Annotated in this window: 19 protein-coding genes; 13 read left to right on the top strand and 6 right to left on the bottom strand. The window is 73.5% G+C overall.

Translation table 11 applies throughout. The features are described from left to right. Positions 1 to 85: 85 nt before the first annotated feature. The 5 genes from WME75_RS43550 (at position 86) to WME75_RS43530 (ending at position 5,226) form a co-directional block, all read left to right on the top strand. Entirely contained in the window at positions 86 to 280 is a 195-nt protein-coding gene (locus WME75_RS43550; RefSeq protein WP_437483715.1) for a hypothetical protein, read from the top strand. A 68-nt stretch (positions 281 to 348) separates the two neighbouring features. Beyond that, on the top strand, positions 349 to 3,009 hold the full coding sequence (locus WME75_RS43545) for a DUF2169 domain-containing protein (protein WP_437483712.1): 2,661 nt from the start codon (positions 349 to 351) through the stop codon (positions 3,007 to 3,009). Further along, entirely contained in the window at positions 3,006 to 4,076 is a 1,071-nt protein-coding gene (locus WME75_RS43540; RefSeq protein ID WP_437483710.1) for a pentapeptide repeat-containing protein, read from the top strand. Before WME75_RS43545 ends, WME75_RS43540 begins: the two co-directional genes overlap by 4 nt. Before the next feature lie 78 nt (positions 4,077 to 4,154). Then, positions 4,155 to 4,796 carry a DUF3540 domain-containing protein gene (locus WME75_RS43535; protein WP_437483708.1) on the top strand — a complete coding sequence of 214 codons (642 nt, stop codon included), beginning with the start codon at positions 4,155 to 4,157 and terminating at the stop codon, positions 4,794 to 4,796. 28 nt (positions 4,797 to 4,824) lie between these two features. After that, positions 4,825 to 5,226, top strand: a complete 402-nt coding sequence (locus WME75_RS43530; RefSeq protein WP_437483705.1) for a DUF4150 domain-containing protein — start codon at positions 4,825 to 4,827, stop codon at positions 5,224 to 5,226. 296 nt (positions 5,227 to 5,522) lie between these two features. Here WME75_RS43530 and WME75_RS43525 read toward each other — a convergent pair whose 3' ends face one another. Next, positions 5,523 to 7,898: a DUF2169 domain-containing protein gene (locus WME75_RS43525; RefSeq protein ID WP_437483702.1), complete on the bottom strand. Its 2,376-nt coding sequence runs from the start codon at positions 7,896 to 7,898 to the stop codon at positions 5,523 to 5,525. Here WME75_RS43525 and WME75_RS43520 point away from each other — a divergent pair. Further along, positions 7,897 to 8,088 (top strand): hypothetical protein, encoded by a 192-nt coding sequence (locus WME75_RS43520; protein ID WP_437483699.1) that lies wholly within the window; start codon positions 7,897 to 7,899, stop codon positions 8,086 to 8,088. The genes WME75_RS43525 and WME75_RS43520 overlap by 2 nt on opposite strands. A 525-nt stretch (positions 8,089 to 8,613) precedes the next feature. Here the strand turns inward: WME75_RS43520 and WME75_RS43515 are convergent. Continuing rightward, complete coding sequence (locus WME75_RS43515) at positions 8,614 to 9,204, bottom strand: Uma2 family endonuclease (RefSeq protein WP_437495045.1); 591 nt, start codon at positions 9,202 to 9,204, stop codon at positions 8,614 to 8,616. Positions 9,205 to 9,434: 230 nt separating this feature from the next. Between WME75_RS43515 and WME75_RS43510 the strand changes: the two genes are divergently transcribed. Next, positions 9,435 to 10,163: a metallophosphoesterase family protein gene (locus WME75_RS43510; RefSeq protein ID WP_437483696.1), complete on the top strand. Its 729-nt coding sequence runs from the start codon at positions 9,435 to 9,437 to the stop codon at positions 10,161 to 10,163. A gap of 427 nt (positions 10,164 to 10,590) precedes the next feature. After that, entirely contained in the window at positions 10,591 to 11,052 is a 462-nt protein-coding gene (locus tag WME75_RS43505; RefSeq protein ID WP_437483694.1) for a hypothetical protein, read from the top strand. A 310-nt stretch (positions 11,053 to 11,362) separates the two neighbouring features. Here WME75_RS43505 and WME75_RS43500 read toward each other — a convergent pair whose 3' ends face one another. The 3 genes from WME75_RS43500 to WME75_RS43490 all read right to left on the bottom strand — a co-directional run bounded on the left by WME75_RS43500 (position 11,363) and on the right by WME75_RS43490 (position 15,640). After that, entirely contained in the window at positions 11,363 to 12,241 is an 879-nt protein-coding gene (locus tag WME75_RS43500; protein WP_437483692.1) for a hypothetical protein, read from the bottom strand. Positions 12,242 to 12,381: 140 nt separating this feature from the next. After that, positions 12,382 to 14,007 (bottom strand): M16 family metallopeptidase, encoded by a 1,626-nt coding sequence (locus WME75_RS43495; RefSeq protein WP_437483689.1) that lies wholly within the window; start codon positions 14,005 to 14,007, stop codon positions 12,382 to 12,384. 4 nt (positions 14,008 to 14,011) lie between these two features. Further along, complete coding sequence (locus WME75_RS43490) at positions 14,012 to 15,640, bottom strand: M16 family metallopeptidase (protein ID WP_437483687.1); 1,629 nt, start codon at positions 15,638 to 15,640, stop codon at positions 14,012 to 14,014. A 187-nt stretch (positions 15,641 to 15,827) separates the two neighbouring features. Here WME75_RS43490 and WME75_RS43485 point away from each other — a divergent pair, with 187 nt between their 5' ends. The 3 genes from WME75_RS43485 (at position 15,828) to WME75_RS43475 (ending at position 17,932) form a co-directional block, all read left to right on the top strand. After that, on the top strand, positions 15,828 to 16,028 hold the full coding sequence (locus tag WME75_RS43485) for a DUF350 domain-containing protein (RefSeq protein WP_437483684.1): 201 nt from the start codon (positions 15,828 to 15,830) through the stop codon (positions 16,026 to 16,028). A 16-nt stretch (positions 16,029 to 16,044) separates the two neighbouring features. Further along, on the top strand, positions 16,045 to 17,289 hold the full coding sequence (locus tag WME75_RS43480; RefSeq protein ID WP_437483681.1) for a hypothetical protein: 1,245 nt from the start codon (positions 16,045 to 16,047) through the stop codon (positions 17,287 to 17,289). A 232-nt stretch (positions 17,290 to 17,521) separates the two neighbouring features. Continuing rightward, entirely contained in the window at positions 17,522 to 17,932 is a 411-nt protein-coding gene (locus WME75_RS43475; protein WP_437483678.1) for a response regulator, read from the top strand. Between the two features lie 80 nt (positions 17,933 to 18,012). Here the strand turns inward: WME75_RS43475 and WME75_RS43470 are convergent, their stop codons facing one another. Continuing rightward, positions 18,013 to 18,255 (bottom strand): hypothetical protein, encoded by a 243-nt coding sequence (locus tag WME75_RS43470; protein ID WP_437483676.1) that lies wholly within the window; start codon positions 18,253 to 18,255, stop codon positions 18,013 to 18,015. 332 nt (positions 18,256 to 18,587) lie between these two features. On the opposite strand from WME75_RS43470, the gene WME75_RS43465 reads away from it, so the two are divergent. Together WME75_RS43465 and WME75_RS43460 are read left to right on the top strand one after the other, a co-directional pair. Next, complete coding sequence (locus WME75_RS43465; protein ID WP_437483674.1) at positions 18,588 to 19,037, top strand: hypothetical protein; 450 nt, start codon at positions 18,588 to 18,590, stop codon at positions 19,035 to 19,037. Between the two features lie 289 nt (positions 19,038 to 19,326). Next, the gene (locus WME75_RS43460) at positions 19,327 to 22,089 is read left to right on the top strand and encodes an AAA family ATPase (RefSeq protein WP_437483672.1); all 2,763 of its coding nucleotides are present in this window, start codon (positions 19,327 to 19,329) and stop codon (positions 22,087 to 22,089) included. Positions 22,090 to 22,097 lie beyond the last annotated feature (8 nt).

Genomic DNA, 22,097 nt, shown 5'->3' with positions numbered 1-22,097 from the left:
GAAAGCGACGGGAACATGCCCCAAATGTCTCTGCACGGCCCTCTGGTACGTGGAACGCGTTGCGACCACCGAAGGCAGCCCGTCCATGGGAACTACAGCACTCGAGTTTGAGCTCGCGCTCACCGGTAAATTTGGCCACGAGGGTACCAGCGGCAAGCTCGAAGCCTACGCCTGCCAGCAGTGCGGTTACGTCGAGCTCCACCTGAAGGAGCGCCTCCCCGTCGACGGCAAGCACATCCGCGAGCTGCGGCGCCCGCAGGGCCCGCCCTACCGCGGCTGATCGATGCAGGCTCAGACGCGCTCGACAGACCATCGTCTCTCTCAGACCCACGCTCGACAAGAGGACCAGTGAAGATCGTCAAGCCCATGAAGGTCCCCATGCTCACCCGCGTGCTGGAGTTCCGGCGCCGGAGCTACTTCCACGTGACCGCCATGCTGGGCTTCCCGCTCACCACCCCTCGCGCGCTCGTCGACGAGCTATCGTTCTGGCGCATCGTCACCGGCGCCCTCGGCGAGCAGGGCGCGATCGACGAAGGCTTCGCCAAGACGCGCGGCGAGCTGCTCGTCGCGGGCAGCTTTCACGCCCCCGGCGGCGTGCCCACCCGCGCCTCGTACGTGAGGGCTCGGATCGGCGACGTCGACAAGCGCCTCGCCGTGGTCGGCGACCGGACGTGGCGCGACGGCGTGCCGACCGAGCCTGCGCCGATGACCACCCAGCGCATCGACTGGGCGCACGCCTTCGGCGGGGCCGGCTACGACAGAAACCCTCACGGCAAAGGCGCCCAGCCGCTCGACCTCGGCGGTCGCTCCGTCCACCCGCTGCCGAACGTCGAGCTCTACGGCGCCATGATCCGCACGCCGTCGGAGCGCCCGGAGCCCGCCGGCTTCCTGCCGATGGACATCACGTTCGCGCAGCGCAGGGGACGCGCCGGCACCTACGACAAGCGCTGGCTCGACGAGCACTTCCCAGGCATCCCCGCGGACACGGATCCGACATTCTTCAACGTGGCACCCGAGGACCAGTGGCTCGATGGTCTCTTCCGCGGGGACGAAGAGATCCTCATCGAGAACATGCACCCCGAGAAGCCTCGCCTCGCGGGGCGGCTGCCCGACCTCGTGACGCGATCGTTCGTCACCCACCGCACGCCGGAGGGCGATCGCTTCGTCGAGATCCCGATGCGCCCCGACACGGTCTGGGTGTTCCCCGCCGAGGAGCTCGGCGTCGTCGTCTTCCACGGCGTGCTCGCGATCGCCGAGGACGACGCGGCCGACATCGTACACCTGCTCTGCGCGTGCGAGGAGCCCGGATCGCCGCGCCCGCTCGAGCACTACCAGGCGGCCCTCGCGCGCCGCCTCGACAAGGACAAGGGCGCGGTCGCAGAGATCTCCGACGGCGATCTCATGCCGCCGCGCGCCTCGGGCGTCGCGCCCAACATCGACCTTGGCGACATGGGACGCTGGGTCAAGAGCGAGAACCTGGCCGCCCAGAACCTGCGTCGGGGCCAGGAGCGGAGCTTCGCCGAGGCGCGCGCGCGCGTCGAGGCCGAAGGGCTCGACCCGAAGGACCACGGCCTCGACGAGCTGCCCGCCCTCCCCGAGCCGCCGCCGGACGACCTCGATGCCCTCGCCGCATATGTCGAGGCCGCGTCCCTGAGAACCGAAGAGCTGATGGAGCGAGCCGGAGCAGCGGAGGCGCAAGCCCGCGAAGAGGCGAGACGGGCCTGGGCCGCGATGGGCGAGGACTTCGATGCCGCCATGGAGAGGGCGGCCAAGGAGGGCGCAGGGCCGCCCAAGTTCTCGGCAAAGGCTCACCTCGCGGTGCTGCGCTCGACGGCGGCGGAGGCGCGCGAGGCGGGCGTCGTGCTGGACGACGTGGAGCAGATGCTGGCCGACCCGGGGTATCACGCGACGATCGAGGAGCAGGAGCGGGGCCTGTTCGAAATGTACCGGCGCATGGGGCACCTGCAGCCCGCGGCCGCGGCGATGGCTCCCGAAGCCTCGGAGCGCGCGCGCGTCGTCGTCGGGCTCGCCATGGAGGTCGGCGAACCCCTGGCGAACCGCGATTTCACGGGTGCGAACCTCGCGGGAATGTGCCTGTCCGGCGTGGACCTCTCCGGCGCGTTCCTCGAGGCAACCGACCTCTCGGGCTGCGATCTCTCCCGAGCCAACCTCGAGGACGCCGTGCTCGCCAAGGCGAACCTGCAGGGCGCAACCCTCTCCGGAGCGCGGCTCCGCGGCGCCAACCTGGGCGGCGCCACGCTGCGCGGCGCCGTGCTGGAGCGCGCCGACCTGAACGAGGCGGTGCTGAGCCGCGCCGAGCTCGAGGGAGCGCGCTTCTCCGGCGCGGATCTCACGGGCGCCGACTGGTTCGAGACGATGCCGGGCGGCGCGGACTTCACGGGCGCAACGCTCGGGCAATGCAACCTGCTGAAGGTCGACCTGTCCGGTGTCCGCTTCACGGGCGCCGATCTGTCGGACGCAAACCTCGTGGAGTGCACGCTCGATGGTGCCGATTTCTCGGACGCCACGCTCCGGAAGACGACGTTCATCGCCTGTCGCGGAGAGCGCGTCTCGTTTCGAGCAGCGTGTCTCCAGCAGGGCGTCGTCGTACACGGGTCGTCCTTCCCCGAGGCCGACTTCAGCGACGCCGAGATGGAGAGGGCCAACCTGCGCGGCACCGTCCTCGCAGGCGCACGGTTCGACCGGGCGAACCTGCGCGGCGCGGATCTCTCCGGATGCGACGCCTCCGAGGCGAGCCTGGAGCGCGCCGTCCTCAAGGGCGGCCTGCTCATCCGCACCAATCTCGGAGGCGCGTCGCTGCAGGGGGCCAATCTGATGGACGCGCTCGCCTCCAAATCCCGACTGGCCGGCGCCGACTTGACGGGGGCGAACCTGTTTCGCGCCGACCTGTCGCGCGTTGCCGGCGACGAGCGGACCACATTCGCTGAGGCCGAGGTCGGACACGTGCGCTTCCTGCCAAAGGCCGACGGCCCGCGAGGTGGCTCGTGAACCGCGATGAGCTCCTCGACAAGCTCCGGCACGGCGAGCCGGTGCGCCACGTCGACCTGTCGCACCTCGCGCTCGACGGGGCGGACCTGTCAGGCGCGAGCTTCGAAGAGGTGCGCTTCCCCGCGGCGATGCGCGCGGCGCTCCTCAAGGAGTCGAGCTTCATCGCGTGCGATTTCACCGGGTGCGATCTGCGCGACGCGGACTTGCGCCACGCGAGCTTCTACCGATCGCGGCTCGAAGGGGCGCGCTTCGACGGCGGCAAGCACATCGCGGCTGGCTTCGTCGAGTGCGCCGCCGACGGCACATCGTTCGCGCTCGTCGAGGCGCCCATCGCGAGCTGGGTGAAGACCTCGCTCCGGGGAGCGTCGTTCGCGGGCGCCAACCTCGACCGCGCGAACCTCGTCGACATCGACGCAGACCGGACGAGCTTCGCCGGGGCGAACCTCGAGAAATCGACGCTGTTCCGGGCCGATCTCCGCACCGCCGACCTCGCCGCCGCGAACCTCGAGCTGACCACGCTCGTCGAGACAAGGCTCGGGCCGAAGAGCTTCGCCGACACGAAGCTCTTTCGCACGCAGTTCATGAAGAGCGATCTCGCCGGCGCGAGCTTCGCCGGGGCAGACTGCGCGCAGTGCAACTTCATGGGAGCCGACCTGCGCGAAGCCCGGTTGGAGGGCGCGCGCGGGCCGCAGTGCTTCTTCGGCGAGGCGAGGCTGCACGGGGCGCGCCTCTCGAACGGCCGCTTCCCCCAGGCGGTGTTCGACAGGGCCGAGCTCCTGAAAGCGGACCTCTCCGGCGCGTTCCTGGAGGAGGCCTACTTCGGTCACGCGCTGGCGGCGGGAGCGCGCTTCGTCGACGCCAGGCTCCGGGAAGCGGACTTCTCGCACGCCGACGTGTCGGCCGCCGATTTCTCCGGAGCCGGCCTGTATCGCACCAGGTTCCACCTCGCGAAGCGCGACGGCGCCGTCTTGCCGCGGCTCTCGGGGTGGCTCGGCGATGACGAGGAGCTGGCCAGGGTGGAACGATGGCAGCCGAGGCATGGCGCGGCGCACCCTGGCAAGAGGTGAAGCGGGGTGGATCCCGGCGAGGAGCAGGTCTCTCGAGACACACTCCGTCACAGACGACGGGGAGAAAGGGTTGATACCGTGACAGCCGTAAAGAAGCTTGTGAGGACGGAAGCCTACCTCGAGACGGGCCGCGTCGAGCAGGTCGGCGCGACGATGCTGGTGCGCCTCGCTTCGTCGAGCTGCGAGGCGCGGCGCGCCAAGAGCTGCTTGGTCGCCCCCGAGGCCGGGGACAAGGTGCTCTGCGCGGTCGAGCCGGAGGGGGTCTATGTGCTGGCCGTGCTCCATGGCCGCGACGGCGCACCGACGAAGCTCGCGACCGAGGGCGATCTGGAGGTGCAGGCGCGAGGCGGGCGGGTCGCGATCTGCGCCTCGGAGCGCGTCGACATCGTGGGCGCGCGCGAGGTGGCCATGACGGGCGCCGAGGTGCACGTGCGCGCCAGGAAGGGGTCGATCGCGATCGAGGAGCTCGGCTTCTTCGGGCGGCTGGTGCAGGCCGAGGTGACGAAGATCGCGCTGGTAGCGCAGGAGGCCGACACGATCCTCACCCGCTTGACCCAGCGCGCCAAGCGCGTGTTTCGCTTCGTGGAGGAGATCGATCAGACGCGCGCAGGCACCATCGATCTGCGCGCCCAGAACCTGGTCGGCATTCGCGGCGAGAACGCGATCATCTCGGCCCGTGTCCTCGCCAAGGTCGACGGCGAGCAGATCCACCTCGGTTGATTGCTGAGCGACGAGAGGAGATTCTGATATGCTGGCAAAGACGAGCGCGGGCGGCATGTGCCTGGCGTTTCCCGACGTGTGCCTCACGCCGGCCCCACCTGCACCGGCCCCGGTCCCCATCCCTTACCCGAACATCGCCATCGAGCCCACCGACGTGAGGTTCGTGCCGAACGTCCTCATGACGTGCGCGCCGGCGCACAACATGGCCACCATGCCCATGCTCACGAACGGCGATAACGCTGGCCTGGCGACCGGCGTCGCGTCTGGCACCGTCATGGGCCCTGCGCGTACGGTGACTGCCGCGTTCACGGTGATCGTGGGCGGCATGCCCCTGGCACGGCTCACCAGCATGACGATCCACAACAACACCAACGCGCCCGGCGCCAAGATCGTGCCCAGCGTGACCAACGTGGTCGTCCTGGCGCCGTGAGGGCGTTACGCCAGGGGAGGTGGCGGTGCGCGTCGCGCCGTCACCCGGCCCCCGCGGCGATCACCGGTACGGGGTGCCGGTCGCTGTCGCTGTACAAGGTTGCCGCCTCCGACGACCCCGCTCCCTTCGGGACGCGCAGGGAAGCCCCTCTCCTCCGCACCGTCGCCTCCCAGGGAGGTTCGCCGAGCGTCGCGCCCCGTCCTCGTCGACGTGCTCGGGGGCGCGGCGCAGCAGCGCGCGGAGGAGCGGGCGAGCCTCGACCTCGTGCGGTCGGGGAGCGCCCCGCCTCTGTCGGCTCACGCACGCCCGGGATCCTCCGGACTCGCGGGCGCCGTCTCATCGATGTCCTTCATCTTCGCCCCCGCGATCTTCGCCCGCCGCCGCGCAGCCCCGTGCAGATTGGCACGCTCCAGGTCGGCGCCGCGGAGATCGGTCAGATCGAGCCGCGCATGAGCGAGCACCGCGGAAACGAGGCGGGCGTTGCGGAAGGAGGCGTCGCCAAGATCGGCGCGATCGAACCGCGCCGAGGTGAAGTCGCCTCGCTCGGCCTTCGCCCCGCGCAGGTTGGCATCGACGAACGAAGCGCCCGCGAAGCGCGCTTCCTCCAGATCGGCCCCCTCGAGGTTGCTCCCGCAGAGGCTCGCCCCTTCGCCCCGCGCGCGCGCGAGCCTTGCCCGCTGGAGGTTCGCTCCGGAGAGCGAGGCGCCGCGGAGGTCCGCGTCCTCGAGCACCGCCTCGGCGAGCTCCGCGCCGTCGGCGCGCGCGTTCGTGAGGAGGGCGCGGGACAGGTCGGCGCCGCGGAGATCGGCCTCCTCGAGCATCGCCTCGACGAGCGTGGCGCCCGCAAGGCGAGCGCCGCGGAGCTTCGCGCCGCGGAACGCGCACCGCGCGAGCGAACGCCCGCTGAAGTCGAGCCCCGCCAGGTCGCCGCCCGACAGGTCGTCTCCGTCGAAATCGCGGCCTTCAGCGAGCCTCGCCTCGGCCCGCTTTCGCACCTCGAGCCCGGCGAGCGGCTGGCGCGACGCAGCCGGCGGCACCGCTGCGAGCGCCGCCACCTCGGGCGGCTGGCTCCCCCTCTCCGGCGCCTCCACCTCGGGCGGCTGGCTCCCCCTCCCCGGCAGCGCCACCTCGGCCGACGGCGAGCAGCGAGCGTCTGGCGGCGGCGCGGGCACGGGGCTCCACGGCGCGCCCGGGATGGGGAGCTCCCGGATGGGGAGCTCCCAGCGCGACGCGCTCGTCCCCGGCGCCGCGAGCGGAAACTGCGCCCGCTCCGCCCCGACCTGCGCGAGCCTGTCGGGGATGGGCATCTTCTGGTCGAGCGGGCCTGTGGTCGTCCCGTCCACGGCGAGCGCGGGCTCCGCCTGTGGAGCGGCAGGTACACCGCGGAAGGGGAGCACCGGCGTCTCGATCTTCGAAAGAGGGCCAGTCCCTGCGAGCGCAGCGGGAGCCTCTCTGGGCACCGGGAGCGACGCGCCCCGGCGGGTCGCCTGATCGTGGAGGGGCGGCACGGCGCCGTGGTCCGACGCATGCGCCGCCGGAGCCGCCACGTCTCCTGTCCTGCCGCGCCCCTGGACCGGAGGAGCGAGCTCGCCCGGCTCCGGCCAGGGGACGGTCACGGTGCGCGTCTCGACGCCCGCAAGGAGGCGGAGCTCCTGGATGACGTTGTGGCTCTCGACGGCGAAGTTGCCTCGCCATACCACCGAGACGATCTGCCGATCGGTGTCGATGAGGAGCATGTCAGCGCTGAGCGGGATCTCCTGTGATCCGCTCGCGCCCGCGACGTTGGCGCGGGTGCGGCGCACGCGCGCGCGCGCCGAGGGGAGTCGCGTCTGGATGCGCGCTCGCCCCGCGTTCAGGTTATCCATGACGATCCACTCATCGCCTTGAAGAAAGGGAATCTGCTGATCGAACGGCGCCGGGTTGAAGGCGCGAAAGTCGAAGTCGTCGGGAAGGTGAAGCACGCCGGCGCTCCCCGCGACCCCGGGATCTGCGCCCGGCGCGCCGTGCTGCGCCGAGCTCCGCGGCGTCGCGCGCGGCTCGAAGCCGCCGAAGAGCCGTCTCCGCAGGGGCCAGTGGGGCGCGATGGGCCCGAAGCCCGCGGGCCGGTGCGGGCTCCCAGGATGGACAAGGTTCGGGTGCGTCCGGCCGGGGACCCTCGCTGGATCCAGCGCGTCCGTGTGCGCCTCGTCGCTCGCCGCGGAGAGGCCGACCGGGTTCGAGGGAAAGCCGGGCCCGCCTTGCGCGCGCTCGTAGACGAGCGGCATCTCCTGGAACGGCGCGGGCGTGTCGCTGCCGGGCGCGCGGTCGCCGAAGACATGGATCGTCTTGTCCAGCAGCGGCCCGTCGCGGAAGAGCGCGAGCCTCGCCGAGAGGGCCGGCACCGGACCTGCGCCCGGCGCATGAGCGTGCCCGGTGAGCACGACGCCGGCGCCGGGGAGGTACGGCGCTGTATCGCTCGCGCAGCGCAGGCTGCGCGACGGGTCGTCCTCGTGGAAGCGGTCCTCACGCTCGATGGGCTCGGGCGCCACGAGGTCCGCGTCGCCGCCTGCGCCCAGCGCAAAGCTCGCCTTCACGATGACGGTGACGCGCAACACCCCGCCGACGCACCAGAGGACCGCGCCGCACGACACGGGATTCAAGGCGACGACGTCCACCGGCCAGCTCGAGCGCATGGGCCCATCCTACGTGCCGGCGGTCCCCAGGGTGCAGGGCGACCTCGCGGGGACGACGCCTGGATCCATGCCCGTGTGGCGGGCGGCGGAGGTCGCTTTCCTGAACGACCGTCCTGCCAGCGTGCGGACGCAGCTCGCCTGCGCGGCCCCCTCGGGGCTCGACGCGGACGGCGATCTCCAACGACTGTGACGGGCTCGTGGACGACGAGCCATCGTGCCCGCATTGCGCCCTGCGCCCCGCAGGCGCCGTGCGTCCGCCGATCCCCGATCCGACAGGGTCCGGGCGGGTCGATTCGCTCGATCCCTGAGCGTTTTCTCTAGATCCTGGGTAGATTGATCGGGTTCCCTGAGTCAATTCTCTCGATGTGGCTTTCAATTACCTAGATCCGAGAGATTCAACTCTGGATGGAGCTTTCATTTAGCCAGAAACAAGAATGAATTCTCTAGATTCGGTCTTTATTTAGTCCATTTCCTGGCCGAGATGTCTCGGCGCCGCTGATCCCGGGGTCCCCGCTACGCCGGCGCCGTGCCGCCGCCCCTGCTGACCGACCACGACGAGGTCCGCTACGAACGAGATCCGCTACGAAGTCGAGGCGCCGAGCGGGATGCCGGAGGCGCTGGTGGCGGGAGGCGGGCACCTCGCGAAGCGAACGACCCGATCGCCCTGGCGGAGTACGCCTGAGCGCTCCAGCAGCGCGGCTTGGCGGCGAAGCGACTACTTCGTCCAGAGGACCGAGAGGTCGAGTTCGATCGCCTCGAAGGGCGCGACGCGAACGCGTGCGGCGTCGCCGTGGATCGGACCGCGCTCCCAGCTTCGACCGGACACGAGAGAGAACACCTCGAGCGTGCGTGCGATCGGATCGACAAGCCACGCGTACCGCACGCCCTCGCGCGCGTAGATCGGCATCTTCTCCGTGCGGTCGACATCCTCGGTCGACGGGCTCAGGACCTCGCAGATCCAGTCCGGGGCGAGCGCGAAGTACGCCGTCTCGGGCAGCTCGGGCATGCGCTCGCGGCGCCAGCCGGCGAGGTCGGGCACGAGCGCGTCGATCTCGCCAGGCGCCATCGGGTCGCGGAAGTGCAGTTCGGGCTCGTCCAGGATCCACCAGCCGCCCGGGCCGCCCTTGCCATGGTCGAACGGGCCGGTCAGCTCGGCACCCAGGCCCGAGCTTGCGCGCGCATGCCGCGGCGCCGGACGGGGGAACACGTGCAGGGTCCCGCGAACGAGCTCCGCCACCTTGTTCGGCGGGACGGCCTCGAGGTCCGCGTACGTGGCGCGGCGCTGCTTCTCGGCGGGCTGGCCCATGGGCGAAGCCTGCCCGGGGCGGGGCGGCGGTGCAACGTGGTGCGCGGCGCGATCGACCCCGACCGAGCTGCCCACGCGGGACCCCAGGCCTCGCTCGGGCAGCCGCGAGGCGCTGGAGGCGCTGCCGGACATGGTCTAGCCTGTCAAGCGGTCGATCAACCAACCGCCGCGCCGCCGCGCCGCCAAAGGCCGCTCCAGCGTCCCCATGGCGCCCGCAGAGAGGTCCTCCCATGCGCATCGCCCTGATTTCCGACATTCACGGCAATGAAGTGGCGCTCAGGGCCGTGCTGGCCAGCATCCAGGAGGCCGGCGTCGATCAGGTGATCTGCCTCGGAGACGTCGCGACGCTGGGGCCGCGACCTCGGGCCATCCTGGACATGCTGCGGGAGCTCGGGTGTCCGTGCATCCTCGGCAACCACGATGAGTTCATGCTGGATCCGGAGCTGATCCGCACCTACACAGAGGCGCCCATCGTGGTCGACGCGGTGGACTGGTGCCGTGACCAGCTGTCCGGGGACGATCTCGGCTTCCTGCGCACGTTCCAGGCGCGCCTCACGATCCCGCTCGACGATCACGCGACGCTCCTCCTGTTTCACGGCTCGCCCCGGTCTCACATGGAGGACCTCCTCTCGAACACGCCGCCCGAGGAGCTGGATCGCCGCCTCGACGGCCACACGGCGACGGTGATGGCCGGAGGGCACACGCACCTCCAGATGCTCCGCCAGCACCGCGGCACGCTCCTCGTGAACCCGGGGAGCGTCGGGCTCCCGTTCAAGGAGTACGCGAACGGCGGGCCGCCGACGCTGCTGCACCACGCCGAGTACGCGATCGTGGAGGCGCGCGGCGGCGCGGTCAACGTCAGCCTGCGCCGGGTGCCGGTCGACAGGGACGCGCTCCGCGCCGCCGTGGGGGCGTGCGATAACCCGATGCGCGGCTCGCTGCTGCAGCAATACGCCTGAGCGCGCGCGGCCCGGGGCGAGAGGGCGCCTTCGCGCTGCGACGTCCTGGATCGGAGAGCGCTGCAGGGTGTCTGGGGCAACCCGGAGTCCGAAAACACCCATGATAGGAGATCTCACGGGGCGAGCTTCGTGGCGTCGACTGCCATCAAGGCGATCTCGGCGCGCTCGCGGAGGGTCACGATCTCAAGCCGGTTGGTGGTGCGGTCCTCGGCCTCCCGGGGCCATGCAGCCGCCGCCGGTGTGGACGGTCGACGGGCTCCGACGCCGCCCCGGGCGCGCGAGCGCCCGGATGAGCGCCCGGCGCGGCGCGGGCAGGCGCGCCCTCGGATCACGCGGCGTCGGCGAGGTCGACAGGCCCGATCTGCGCGCGACGGGGCGCGGCGTTCTGGTAGCCTCGACGTGCACGCCGGAGAGCGATGGAGTCCCGATGACGAAATACGAGCAGATCAAGCTGTCCTATGAGGCGTCGAAGGCGGCGATCGGCCAGGTCGCGGAGGAGCTCTTGCTCTGGATATACGAGCTCAGGGATCACCTGGCCTGGCCGAGGGACAAGTGGGCGCTCAACCGGATCGCCGGCGATGGCCAGGCCAACGGGCTGCTGCAGCGGTTCGTCGTCGAGAACCAGCCCGGCGTCGGCGAGGTCCTGAAGTGCCAGCTGTCCCTCACCGTCGAGGACGAGCTGCCGTTCACCGTCGACTTCTTCGCGGTGGGCAGGACCGACAGAGGCCTCCTCGTCGTCCTCATCGGCGGAGACCAGATCACCGTCAGCAAGGCCTCCCCCGAGCCGTTCTTCGAGAAGGCCGTGGAGCACATCCGGCAGCAGGCGAGGCGCGTGGCCAAGGCGCGCCGCGTCGGAGCCGGCCCCGGCACCCCCTACCGCCCCGCATAGCCCCGGCACCACCAGGCGCGTAGCGCCCAGACGAGCGCCGCCGTGCAGAAGCGACAGGCGCGCCGGAGGTGCCGGACTTCACCAACGAAACCCGCCCCGGCCAAAACGAAAGCCAGACCCCCGAGAAACCTGCGCAAACTCACGATGTCTCGTCAGGAAGCTCCTGGCCCAGCTCCTGCTACTACGGGACACCGAGCGCCTGAGGGACGGTTTCCCCCCCCCACCGTCGGACGGGCGCTCTTTTTTTTCCGCGTCGCTGCCTCGGCGCGTCGCGCGGGCACGGCGCACGAGGCGCCGTGCCCCGGGGCGGTCACGGCGAGACGCAGGGGACGCTCGGCGCGGCGTCCGGCGAGAGCAGCGGCGGCAACCACCGCCGCAGCACCAGGGGCACCATGGCGTCGTGCGGCATGGGCTCCGTCGGCTGGAGCTGCTCGAGCTCGCGGAGCACGCCGGGCGCGGCAGGGTGCGCCTCGACGCCGCTCTGGAAGGCGCGGCGGAAGTCGCTGATGGGACGCCTGGCCCAGGTCATCGTCTGCCACGACACGACGACATGCGTGGTCGGCGACGACCGCGCGAGGGGCAGCGCGATGTCGACATCCATGCACGTGTCGACAACGAGCGCCGCGTGCACGGGCGTGGACGCGCGCAGGGCGGTCGCGATGCCGCCCGCGCTGTTGCAGCCGCCGCCGGAGTGGCCCGCGACGACGACGCGCGTGCGGTCGAGCGTCGCGACGCCGCGCAGCCGCGCGGCGGTGGCGTCGAGGAACGTGTCGAGATCGAAGGCCGGCCAGCTCGTCCGCGCCACCGCCACGGCCGCCGGGAGCACGGCGCTCGGCGCCGCGACAAGCATCGGCGGGATCCGGCCCGCCTCCATGAGCTCCGCCGCGATCCGGCGGACGTCGCCCTCCTGGCCGCCCCCCATCCAGCGGTACTTGATCTGCGCCGCGTTGGTGCCGTGCAGGAACACGAGGATCGGCAGCGGCCGCGCGGGGTCGGCGGCCGCCAGGCGGTGCACGAACGCCCGGCCCAGCCAGCGCTGCTCCGGCGGCACCGCGTTCGCGGCAGCCCCGGCCTGCGCTGCGCCCTGCGAGGCCGCGCCGCTCGCCGGGGCAGGCGGGCGCTCGTAGTCGTAGGTCGCGCCGTCGAGCTGCCCCGCAGGCAGCCTCGGCCCCGCCTTCGCGGCGGCCACCGGCGCAGGCCTCGGCTGCGCCCCCGTGCGGCCCGGGAAAGACGCGGCCGCGAGCCCCGCCGCGAGCGCCAGGGCAAACGCCGCCCGCGGAGCGCGCCTGCCCCGAGGAGCGCGCGGCCGCCCGCAACGCCCGGCGGCGGTCACGGCTGCTCCCGCGCCGGGGCCTGCCCCGGAGCGGACGAGGCGCTCGAGTCCCGCGGGATCGTGCGCTTCCGCTCGAAGGCGCGGGTCGGGTCGACCACCTTGACGTCGCCGAAGCGGCTCAGCATCGGGCCGATCACCTCGGCGTCGCCCACGGCGACGAGCGCGGCGCGCGACGGCCGCACGTGATCCGCCGCGACCTTGCCGGCGAGGGCCGGCGTCATGTCCCGGAGCTCCTTGCGGTAGCCGTCGTGATGGTCGTCCGGCAGGTCGAGCACCTGCAGCCTCGCGATCTCGTCCGCGAGCCCCGCGGCCGTCTCGATGCCGAGGCCGAGGCCGCCCGCGAGCCGCCGCGCCGCCGCGTCGACCTCCTCCTGCGACGGCGCCGTGGCCGCGAGCCGCTCGGCGTGCTCGAGCATCGCCTGGGCGGCGAGGCCCGCGCGCGCCGCCGGAACGCTCGCGTGGGCCAGGAGCGGGACCGGGCCGTGCGCGACGTCGAGCGTCGTCGCGGACGCCGCGCGCGCCGCGCCGCGCGGCTCGAGGAGGTCGTGCGAGAAGCGCCCCGAGGGGCCGCCGAGCACCTGGCCCGCGACCGCGAGCGCGGGCCACTCCGGGGCGCCGCGCTCGGGGCCGAGGACGCCGAGGAAGAGCTCGCTCTCCGCGCTCTTCGGGCGATCGATGACCGTGAGCTTGAGCGACCTCGGGGGCATCGGCTCGGTGAACGAGAGCGCCGGAGGCTCGCCTTCGCGCCGGTCGGCGAAGGCCTTCTCGACGGCGGCGCGCGCGGCCTCGGGCGTCGTGTCGCCCGCCACGACGACCACGGTGTTCTTCGGGACGTACCACGCGGCGTGGAAGGCGCGGCAGTCGGCGGCGGTGATCTTCGGGAGCTCCGCCGCGGTCGCGCCGAACGAGGCGTAAGGGTGCAGCTCGGTCGGGAGCGCGTAGAGGTCGCGGAAGAGGATCATCATCGCGCCCCAGCGCCCGTCCGTGTGGGCGCGGTCCCTCGCCGCCTCGGCGGCGCGGGCCTTCAGCTTGGCGAGCTCCGCGGCGTCGAGGCGCGGCCGCTGCACGACGAGCCCGAGCAGCGCGATCGCCTCGGCGAGGCGATCGCGGGGCGCGCGCAGGCCGATCACCGTCGCGTCGAGGCCGGTGTCCACCGCGAGGGAGGCGCCGAGCGACTCGAGGCGCGCGAGCACCTCGCGGCCGGGGAGGTTGCCGGCGCCGCCGCGCAGGAGGAGCTCGCCGGTGAGCGCCGCGAGCCCCGTGCGCTCGCCGTCGGCCGCGGACCCGCCGTGCACGACCACCCGGACCTCCACCAGCGGCAGCGCGCGGTTCACGGCCGTGGCGACGCTCAGGCCGCCCGGGAGCTCGGCCCAGGTGATCGCGGGCATGCGCGCGGGACGCGCGGGGCCGGACGGCGGAGGCGGCTCGCGGCGCGCGACCTCGGGCGGCGGCGCCACCTTCGCGTCGTTCGCCGGCGCGGCCGCCTGCGCGGGCGGGCGCGGCGCGCGCCCGGCGGGAGCGCAGCCGCACACAACGGCCGCCGCGAGCGCCGCCGTCCAGGAGAGCCAGGGGCGCGCCGTCCGTCGCCCGCGCCGTTCGCGTCGGTTGCTTCGCTCGCTCATGACGTCACTTCTTCCTGGGTTTCGCCGTCTTCGCCGGCTTCTTCTTCGCCGCGGGCCGGGCCGCCGCGCCGCGCGGCTTCGCCTCCCCCTTGCCCGGCGCGGCTTTCTCCTGGCCCTTGCCCGGCGCGGCCCGCTGCGCGCCGGCCGGCGCGCGCCTGGGCGCCCGCGGCGGCGGGGCGGCTCCCGGGATGGTGGGGGGGTAGATCTCCACGATGGTCCGGCGCGTCGGGCCGAGGTGATCGCGCACGACGCGCTGCACGTCCTCCCGGGTCACCGCGAAGTAGCGGGCGAGCTCCCCGTTCAGGTGGGCGGCGTCCCCGAAGAGGAGCTCGTGCTCGGCGAGCGCCCTCGCGCGCGCGCTCGCGCCCGCGAGGCCCGACACGAACGCCGACTGGAGCAGCCGGCGCGCCTTCGTCAGCTCGGCCGGAGGCGGCCCCGCCGCCCCGAGCGACCGGATCTCGCCCTCGATCAGCTTCTCGACGTCGCCGACCCGGGCGTCCTCGGCGAGCCGCACGTCGATGGAGAAGAGATCGGGCCCGCGGTGGCCGCCCATCGCGACCCGCACCGACCGCGCGACGGCCTTGTCGCCGACGAGGAGCGCCTCGAGGCGCGAGCTGTCGCCGGCGCCGAGCAGGAAGGCCGCGAGCGAGAGCGCGTGGTGATCCGCGTGCGCGCGCGGCGGGACGGCCCACCCGTAGAGGATGGCCGGAGCGCGGGCGGCGCTGTCCCTGACGACGCCGGTGCGCTGGCTCGTCTGCTCGGGGAACGGGACGTCCTTGAAGGGCGCGGCGGAGACGGCGGGGATGCCGTCGAAGTACCTGTGCACGAGCTCCAGGGCCTCGCCGGCGTCGAAGCCGCCGGCGATGGCGAGCACCGCCCGGTTCGGGCCGTAGTGGGCGGCGTGGAAGTCGCGGGCCCAGGAGAGCTCGGCGCCCGCGAGGTCGTCCGCGTCGCCGAGCGCCGGGTGCTCGTGGGGCCAGTACCCCTGGAAGGCGAGCTGGCGCAGCCGGATCCCGCCCTGGCCGTAGGCGGCGCCGAGGATCGCGCCGCGGCGCTCCTGCGCGTCCCTGCGCTGGGCCTCGAAGCCCTGCGCGCTCAGGTCGAGCGATCTCATGCGATCGGCCTCGAGCCACAGCGCCAGCGCGAGCTCGTTCGCGGGCAGCGTCTCGGCGTAGGTGGTGCGGTCGAGCTCCGTCTCGGCGTGGAGCTCGCCGCCGCGCTCGGCCACGAGGCGCAGGTGCTCGCCCGCGGCCACGTTGCGGCTGCCCCGGGCCATCATGCCCATCACGAGGCGCGCGACGCCGCTCCTGCCGCTCGGCTCGTCGCGCGAGCCGGCGTCGTACGTGACGGCCACCGCGACCGTGGGCGAGCTCTCGTCGGGGCTCAGCACGACGCGCAGCCCGTTCTGGAGCGTGGCCCGCTCGACGGGGATCGCGAGCGCGATCGGCGCCTCCGCCGGGGCTGCCGCGGCGCCCTTCGGCGCGGCAGCGGCGGCGCGCCGCGGGCGCGCGGCGACGGGCGCGGGCTTGCCGGACGGCGGCGCGGCGACGGCGGGACGGGGCGCGCCTGCGCTCAGCAGGCCGAGCGCCGCGAGCCCGGCCGTGAGGGCACCGCGGAGCAGGGTTCGGCTCACGGTCGTGGACACGGCAGGGCGATAGCACGTCGCCGGCCGGGCGCGCCCGCCGCGCGGCGCGGCGACCGCGCTTCACGCGGTCGGCGGTCTCGCGTAGGCTCACGCCGCAGCTCCCGAGGTCACGAGCGCGCGCCGCGCGCCGCCCCGAGCTCAGAGAGAACCGCCGATGCCCGACGTTCAAAACTTGATGAAAGCCGTGATCGGAACGCTCGTCTTCGTCGCAGTGGGGCTGCTCGTCTTCCTGCTGGCGTTCATGCTGATCACGAAGCTGACCCCGTTCTCCATCCGCAAGGAGATCGAGGAGGACCAGAACACGGCGCTCGCGATCGTGATCGGCTCGGTGATCCTGGGCCTCGCCTGGATCATCTCGGCGGCCATCCACGGCTGACGCGCGGGTCTCGGCGTTGGCCACGGCCGGGCCCGACCTCCTCGGCGCGCTGCCGGCCGGGCGGCGCGGCGCGGCCCGCGGCGCCTTCCTGTGGGGCCGCGGCGTCGACCTCGCGGTGTTCGGCGGCTCCGCGGCGGTCGCGCTCGCCCTCGCGGCGCTCTCCTCGGGGGGCGCGCTCCCGACCTGGGGCTTCCTGCTCTTCGTGGTCGGCGTCGACGTGGCTCACGTGCACACGACGCTCTTCCGCACGTACCTCGATCCCGAGGAGCTCCGCCGCCACCCGGCGCTCTACGCCGCCGCGCCGCTCGCCTGCTACGCCGCCGGCGTCGCGCTGCACCTCGCCTCCGAGCTGACGTTCTGGCGCGCGCTCGCCTACGCCGCCGTGATCCACTTCGTGCGCCAGCAGGTCGGGTGGGTCGCCATCTACCGAGCGCTCGCGGGCGAGCGCTCGCGCGTCGATCGCCTCCTCGACGACGCGCTCATCTACGCGGCGACCGGGTGGCCGCTCCTCTACTGGCACGCGCACCCGCCGCGCGCGTTCCGGTGGTTCGTGGACGGCGACTTCGTGAGCTCCCCGCGGCTCGCCGGCGCGGTGGGCCCGCTCGGCGCGGTGTACGCCGCGCTCGCCGTCGCGTACGTCGCCCGCGCGATCCAGCGGGCCTGCGTCGCGCGCGCGCCGCTCAACCTCGGCAAGCACGTGGTCGTCGCGACGACCGCGGCGACCTGGTACGTCGGCATCGTCGCGACCGACAGCGACTTCCAGTTCACGGTCACGAACGTGATCGTCCACGGGGTGCCGTACATGGCGCTCGTCTTCGCGTACGCGCGGGAGCGGGCCCGCGAGGCGCCCCGCTCGCTGCTCGCGCGGCTCGTCGCCGGCGGGCTCCTCGCCTTCCTCGGGTTCGCGCTGGCGCTCGCGTTCGCCGAGGAGATGCTCTGGGATCGGCTCGTCTGGCACGACCAGCCGGAGCTCTTCGGCGGCGCCGTGGACGAGCCGCTCCTCGGCCCCCGCGCGCGGGCGCTGCTCGTGCCGCTGCTCGCGCTCCCGCAGGCGACCCACTACCTGCTCGACGCGGTGGTCTGGCGCCGTCGCCACACGGGCCCCGCCCAGGCGCGCGCGCTCGGGTTCCGGTCCGGCGCCGTGGAGGGCGCGGACGGCGAGGGTGGCGAGGAGGGCGGCGGGCGCGGCGGCGGCGGCGGCGGCGGCGGCGGCGGCGGCGGGACGGACGCCGTGTCGGTTCGGGCGAGCCGAGAGGCTTGACCCGCGGCGCAACTCCCGTAACCCTCGGCGCTTCGCATGGCTTCGCTCGCGGCGCCCGTGCTCCAGCCACGTCCCTCGCCCCCGGCTCGGGCGCGGAGCCGGCGCCGCCTCGCGCAGCCCGGAACCATGGATCCCGGAGAAGATCCGGAGATGCTGAGAGCATGCAATGCGTGCGCGGCCTGCGCCTGCTATCGCTTCGGCATGCTTGTGCAGTCTGGGAGAGGTGACAGAAATGACTGAACCACGGCCAACCGACGGGCCCGGCGCGCCGCGCCTGACGCCGATTCCCCCGAATCCGCGCGCGCCCGTCCTCCTGGTCGACGACGACGCCGAGCTCCGCGAGATGCTCCGCGAGATGCTCGAAGCCTCCGGCTACGATGTCTACTGCGCCAGCAACGGCAAGGAGGCGCTCGATCTGCTGCACGAGGCAGACCCGCCGCCCGGGCTCATTCTCCTCGACCTGATGATGCCGGTGATGACCGGCGAGGAGATGCTCGCCGCCTTGAAGCAGGTGCATGCGCTCGCGGCCATCCCGGTGACCATCGTCTCCGGCCACGACGTCCCGCCCGAGGGCACGGCCTACCTGAAGAAGCCCGTCGATTTCGGGGCGCTGATCGGCATCGTCCAGAAGACCTGCGGCTAGCGTCTCCGCTCACCTGCCGAGCTCGCACGGCAGGAGCGAGCCCACGCACCGATCGAGCTCGGCGCCGCGCTCGCGCCCCCTCAGGCCGCCGGTGAAGCGCCGCCGTGCAGCACGGGATCGACGCCGGCCCGCTCGCCGCGCAGCTCGGCCGGCGCCGGCGACCGCGGGCTCATCGCCGCGAACGCCAGGAGCCCCACCACGGTCAGCAGGAGCGCGAGCGCGAACGCCGCCGCGAGGAACAGGATGCCGAACGACGCGCGGTCGGTTCCGCCTTCGCCCGCGCCCTGCTCCGGGTCCTCGTCGCGTCGCTCCGGCTCATCCACGCTTCGCCCTCCGCTCGGTGGTTGTGCTTACCGCCTCGCGCCGGATGGCGCAACGGACGCAGCGAGCCCCCGGGGGATCGGCCGCGTTCACGGCGGATCGGCCGTGTTCACGCGGGCGCAGCGGCGTCCCCGGCGGACCCGCGGGTGAGGACATTGTCTGTCCGGAAGGCCCATCGCCGTCCGCCTCCGGCGGCGATAGGTTCGCCTCCTCGGAGGGCGAACGAATGGCAGAAGGCCGCACCAGCGACGCTGTGGAGAAGAGCGGACAGGCGAGCTCCGATCGCCTGTGGATCCTTGTCCACACAAGCCATCGTGAGTCAGCTCCAGAGCGCGTGAGCGGCCGACACCCGCGTGAAACCTTGGTGGTGCGCGACGGCGACAACGTCCTCGTCAGCGTCGATGTGGGCAGGGGCTCGGCGCTCGCCGTGCCCTTCAACAAGGCAGAGCTCGGCTGCCCGGAGACCACGCTCGTCGTGCGGCTCGCGGCCAGCTCGACGCCGTGCGCCCGATGCGTCGACGACAGCCTCGCCAGGGCGGCTCAGGAGCTCGGCGGGCTCGACGCGGAGAGCGTCTTCCGCGCGGTCCGCGCCGCGATCGCCGGCTGCGCCGAGCGCGCGCACGGCGAGCGGCCCGGCGGCTCGACGGGCGGCGGACCTCCGCCCGAGAGCGCGGGGCCGCGGTCGTGCGGCGCGCTCCGCCTGGCGCCGGCCAACGCGCCTCACGTGCCCGCGGGGAGCGCGCTCCCTTCGGACAGCGATATCGATGTCATCCTGATCATCTGAGTCAGGCCCCGCCGGGAGACGGCGAGTCGGCTCAACGCGGCTCGGGATGGGCCCATCGCCGATCGCGCGCTCGCAAGGGGGTAGTGGTCAAATTGGAACATGAAGGCGGGAAGGTAGGAAGAAGAGATCAATGATCTTGCCATCTTCCCATCTTCCCGCCTTCATGTGGGCTCTCTCTGGGCAAAGTTGACCACGACCCGATGCCGGGGTGCGTCGCGGCCCCGGGGCTCCGAAATTTGGCCCTCCCGCCCCCGGCGTGCGAACCGAGGGATCGGAGACCTCTGCAAGGATGACCAGCCCTCGCTCCCACGCCGAGCTCGTGACGCTGCGCAAGCTCGCGCAGGACCTCGCCGCCCAGCGCAAGGAGCGCATGTCGAGCGTGCACCTCCTCGCGGCCATCGCCATGAGCGGAGGCCCGGCCGCGGACCTGCTCCGCGATCGGCGGCTCGACGACGAGGCCCTGCTCAAGGCGACCCGATCGGTCGACGACGAGGGGCCCGACCCGATCGGCCGGGCGATGGGGGGCGCGCGCGACGTCGCGAAGCGCGCGACGGCGAAGGAGCCCGCGGCGCTCCACCTGCTGCTCGCGCTGCTGTCCGACCGCAGCTCGGCCGCGCACCGGGCGCTCACGCAGTCGGGGGTCGACCTCGCGCGGCTGCGGACCTCCGCGCTCCAGATCGCGCTCGGCGTCGTGCAGGCGCGGCGGACGCCCGTGCGGGGGATCCACGACGGCGGCGCGCCGGAGAAGCCGGCCGCGCCGGCCAAGGCGTCGCCGGCGCGCCGCGCCCGCGGCGAGGGCGAAGGGCCGGAGCGCACGTCGCGCATGCCGGCCGAGCTGCGGCCGGCCAGGGGCGCCGGCGTCACCGTGCCGGAGCTGCGGCCGTCGAAGAGCGCCGGCGTCACCGTGCCGGAGCTGCGGCCGTCGAAGAGCGCCGGCGCGCCGGAGCCGCGGTCGTCGAAGGGCGCCGGCCCGGGCGTCACCGTGCCGCTGTTCCCGCCGCCACGCCCCCGGCCCATCGCGGCCCCGGGCGCTGGCGAGGCGCCCCTCCCCGCCGAGCCGGCCGCGGCCCTCGCGCCCGCGCCCCGGCGCTCCCTCCTGGCGGACGACGCGCTGGCCTCGCCCGCCGTCGTCCCGGCCGTCTCACCCGCGGGGCGGCCGGTCGCGGCGCTCTCGGCCGCCGCGAGCGCCGTCGCGGCGCGCTTCACCCTCGACCGTGGGCGCTTTCCGGCCCTCGCCTCGCTCGGCCACAACCTCTCGCTCGCGGCGGCGCAGGGGGAGCTCGAGCCGATCGTCGGGCGCGAGCGCGAGATCGAGCAGGCGCTCGACGTGCTGGCCAAGCGCAGCGCGAACAACCCTTGCCTCCTCGGCCCGGCGGGCGTGGGGAAGACCTCGGTGGCGCGCGGCATCGCGCACCGGCTCGCGTTCGAGGAGCGGGAGCCGCGCATCGTCGTCGAGCTCGTGCCCTCGGAGCTGCTCGCCGGCACGGGCGCGCGCGGCGCGCTGAGCGAGCGCCTGTCCACGCTGCGGGCGGAGCTCCGCGAGGCGGGCGGGCGGGTGATCCTGTTCATCGACGGCATGTCGGAGCTGTTCGGCAGCGGCGCGCTCGACGAGGCGATGGCCGAGCTCAAGCTCGCGCTCGCCCGCAGCGAGCTCACGCTGATCGGCACCGCCACGCCCGAGGAGTACCGGAAGAGCATCGAGGTCGACCCGGCGCTCGCGCGGCGCTTCACGATCGTCGAGATCGACGAGCCCGAGGAGGACGAGGCGTTCCTGCTGCTCCAGAGCGTCGCGGTGGGGCTCGGCGCGCACCACGGGCTCGCGTTCACCGACGAGGCGCTGGCCTCGGCCGTCGCCTGGTCGGTGCGCTACCTGCCGGGGCGCGCGCTGCCCGACAAGGCGCTCTCGATCCTCGACCTCGCGGGCGCGCGCACCCGCCGGCGCGCGCAGGCGCCCGCGAGCGCCCGCGCCCAGCTCCGCGAGCCCGCGCGGCAGGTGGGGCCCGCCGAGGTCGCCGAGGTGGTCGCCGAGCTCGCCGATCTCCCGGTCGAGCGGCTGCTCGAGACCGACCGCGAGCGGATGCTCGCGCTGGAGACGCTGCTCGCCGACCGGGTCGTGGGCCACGGCGAGGTGCTCGCGCGCATCGCCCGGGTGCTGCGCCGGAACGCGGCCGGCCTGCGCGCGCGCCGCCCGATCGGGTCGTTCCTCTTGCTCGGCCCGACCGGCGTGGGCAAGACGGAGACGGCGAAGGCGATCGCCGAGGCGCTGTTCCACTCGCCGGACGCCATGACGCGGCTGGATTTCTCCGAGTACGCCGAGTCGCACGCGGTCGCGCGCCTGGTCGGCGCGCCGCCGGGCTACGTCGGCCACGAGGCGGGCGGCCAGCTCACCGAGGCGGTGCGGCGGCGGCCGTACCAGGTGGTGCTGCTCGACGAGATCGAGAAGGCGCACCGCGACGTGCTCGAGGCGTTCCTTCAGGTCTTCGACGAGGGCCGCATGACCGACGGCCGCGGCCGTCGGGTCGACTTCACGAACACGGTCCTCGTGATGACCTCGAACCTCGGCGCGGCGGAGGCCGGCGCGCTCCGCTCCGAGCGCTCCGTCGGCTTCGCGCGCGCCTCCGCGGCCGTGACGCCCGAGCGCCTCGGCGAGGCGATGCTCGCCGCGGCCCGCGCCACGCTCCCGCCCGAGCTCTACAACCGCATCGACGAGGTCCTCAGCTTCGCGCCGCTCACGCGGGCGGACGTCGCCGAGATCACGCGCCGCCTGCTGGGCGGCCTGGAGCGCGAGCTCGAGGCGCGCGGCGTGGAGCTCGAGGTCGAGCCGGAGGCGATCGACGCGCTGCTCGACGCCGGCGGGTTCGATCCCGAGCTCGGCGCCCGGCCGATGAAGCGCACGATCGCGCGGCTCATCGAGGCGCCGCTCGCGGAGCTGATCCTGCGCGGCCAGCTGGAGGAGGGGTCCGCGGCGCTCGTCGGCGTCGAGCAGGGCGAGGTCGTGGTGGACGCGATCGCGCGGGCCGGCGAGCGGCGTTATGCCGCGTGCTCGAGCTGAAGGAGGCG

This window comes from Sorangium sp. So ce1014, from assembly GCF_051521505.1.
Taxonomy (GTDB): domain Bacteria; phylum Myxococcota_A; class Polyangia; order Polyangiales; family Polyangiaceae; genus Sorangium.
The sequence above is the reverse complement of the archived record's forward strand: the minus strand, read 5'-3'. Positions and strand labels throughout refer to the sequence as shown.

Coding starts and splice junctions, on each gene's coding strand:
- WME75_RS43550 (WP_437483715.1), top strand. CDS start 86: ATGGGAACTACAGCACTCGAGTTTGAGCTCGCGCTCACCGGTAAATTT.
- WME75_RS43530 (WP_437483705.1), top strand. CDS start 4,825: ATGCTGGCAAAGACGAGCGCGGGCGGCATGTGCCTGGCGTTTCCCGAC.
- WME75_RS43520 (WP_437483699.1), top strand. CDS start 7,897: ATGGGCCCATCCTACGTGCCGGCGGTCCCCAGGGTGCAGGGCGACCTC.
- WME75_RS43525 (WP_437483702.1), bottom strand. CDS start 7,898: ATGCGCTCGAGCTGGCCGGTGGACGTCGTCGCCTTGAATCCCGTGTCG.
- WME75_RS43515 (WP_437495045.1), bottom strand. CDS start 9,204: ATGGGCCAGCCCGCCGAGAAGCAGCGCCGCGCCACGTACGCGGACCTC.
- WME75_RS43510 (WP_437483696.1), top strand. CDS start 9,435: ATGCGCATCGCCCTGATTTCCGACATTCACGGCAATGAAGTGGCGCTC.
- WME75_RS43505 (WP_437483694.1), top strand. CDS start 10,591: ATGACGAAATACGAGCAGATCAAGCTGTCCTATGAGGCGTCGAAGGCG.
- WME75_RS43495 (WP_437483689.1), bottom strand. CDS start 14,007: ATGAGCGAGCGAAGCAACCGACGCGAACGGCGCGGGCGACGGACGGCG.
- WME75_RS43485 (WP_437483684.1), top strand. CDS start 15,828: ATGAAAGCCGTGATCGGAACGCTCGTCTTCGTCGCAGTGGGGCTGCTC.
- WME75_RS43475 (WP_437483678.1), top strand. CDS start 17,522: ATGACTGAACCACGGCCAACCGACGGGCCCGGCGCGCCGCGCCTGACG.
- WME75_RS43460 (WP_437483672.1), top strand. CDS start 19,327: ATGACCAGCCCTCGCTCCCACGCCGAGCTCGTGACGCTGCGCAAGCTC.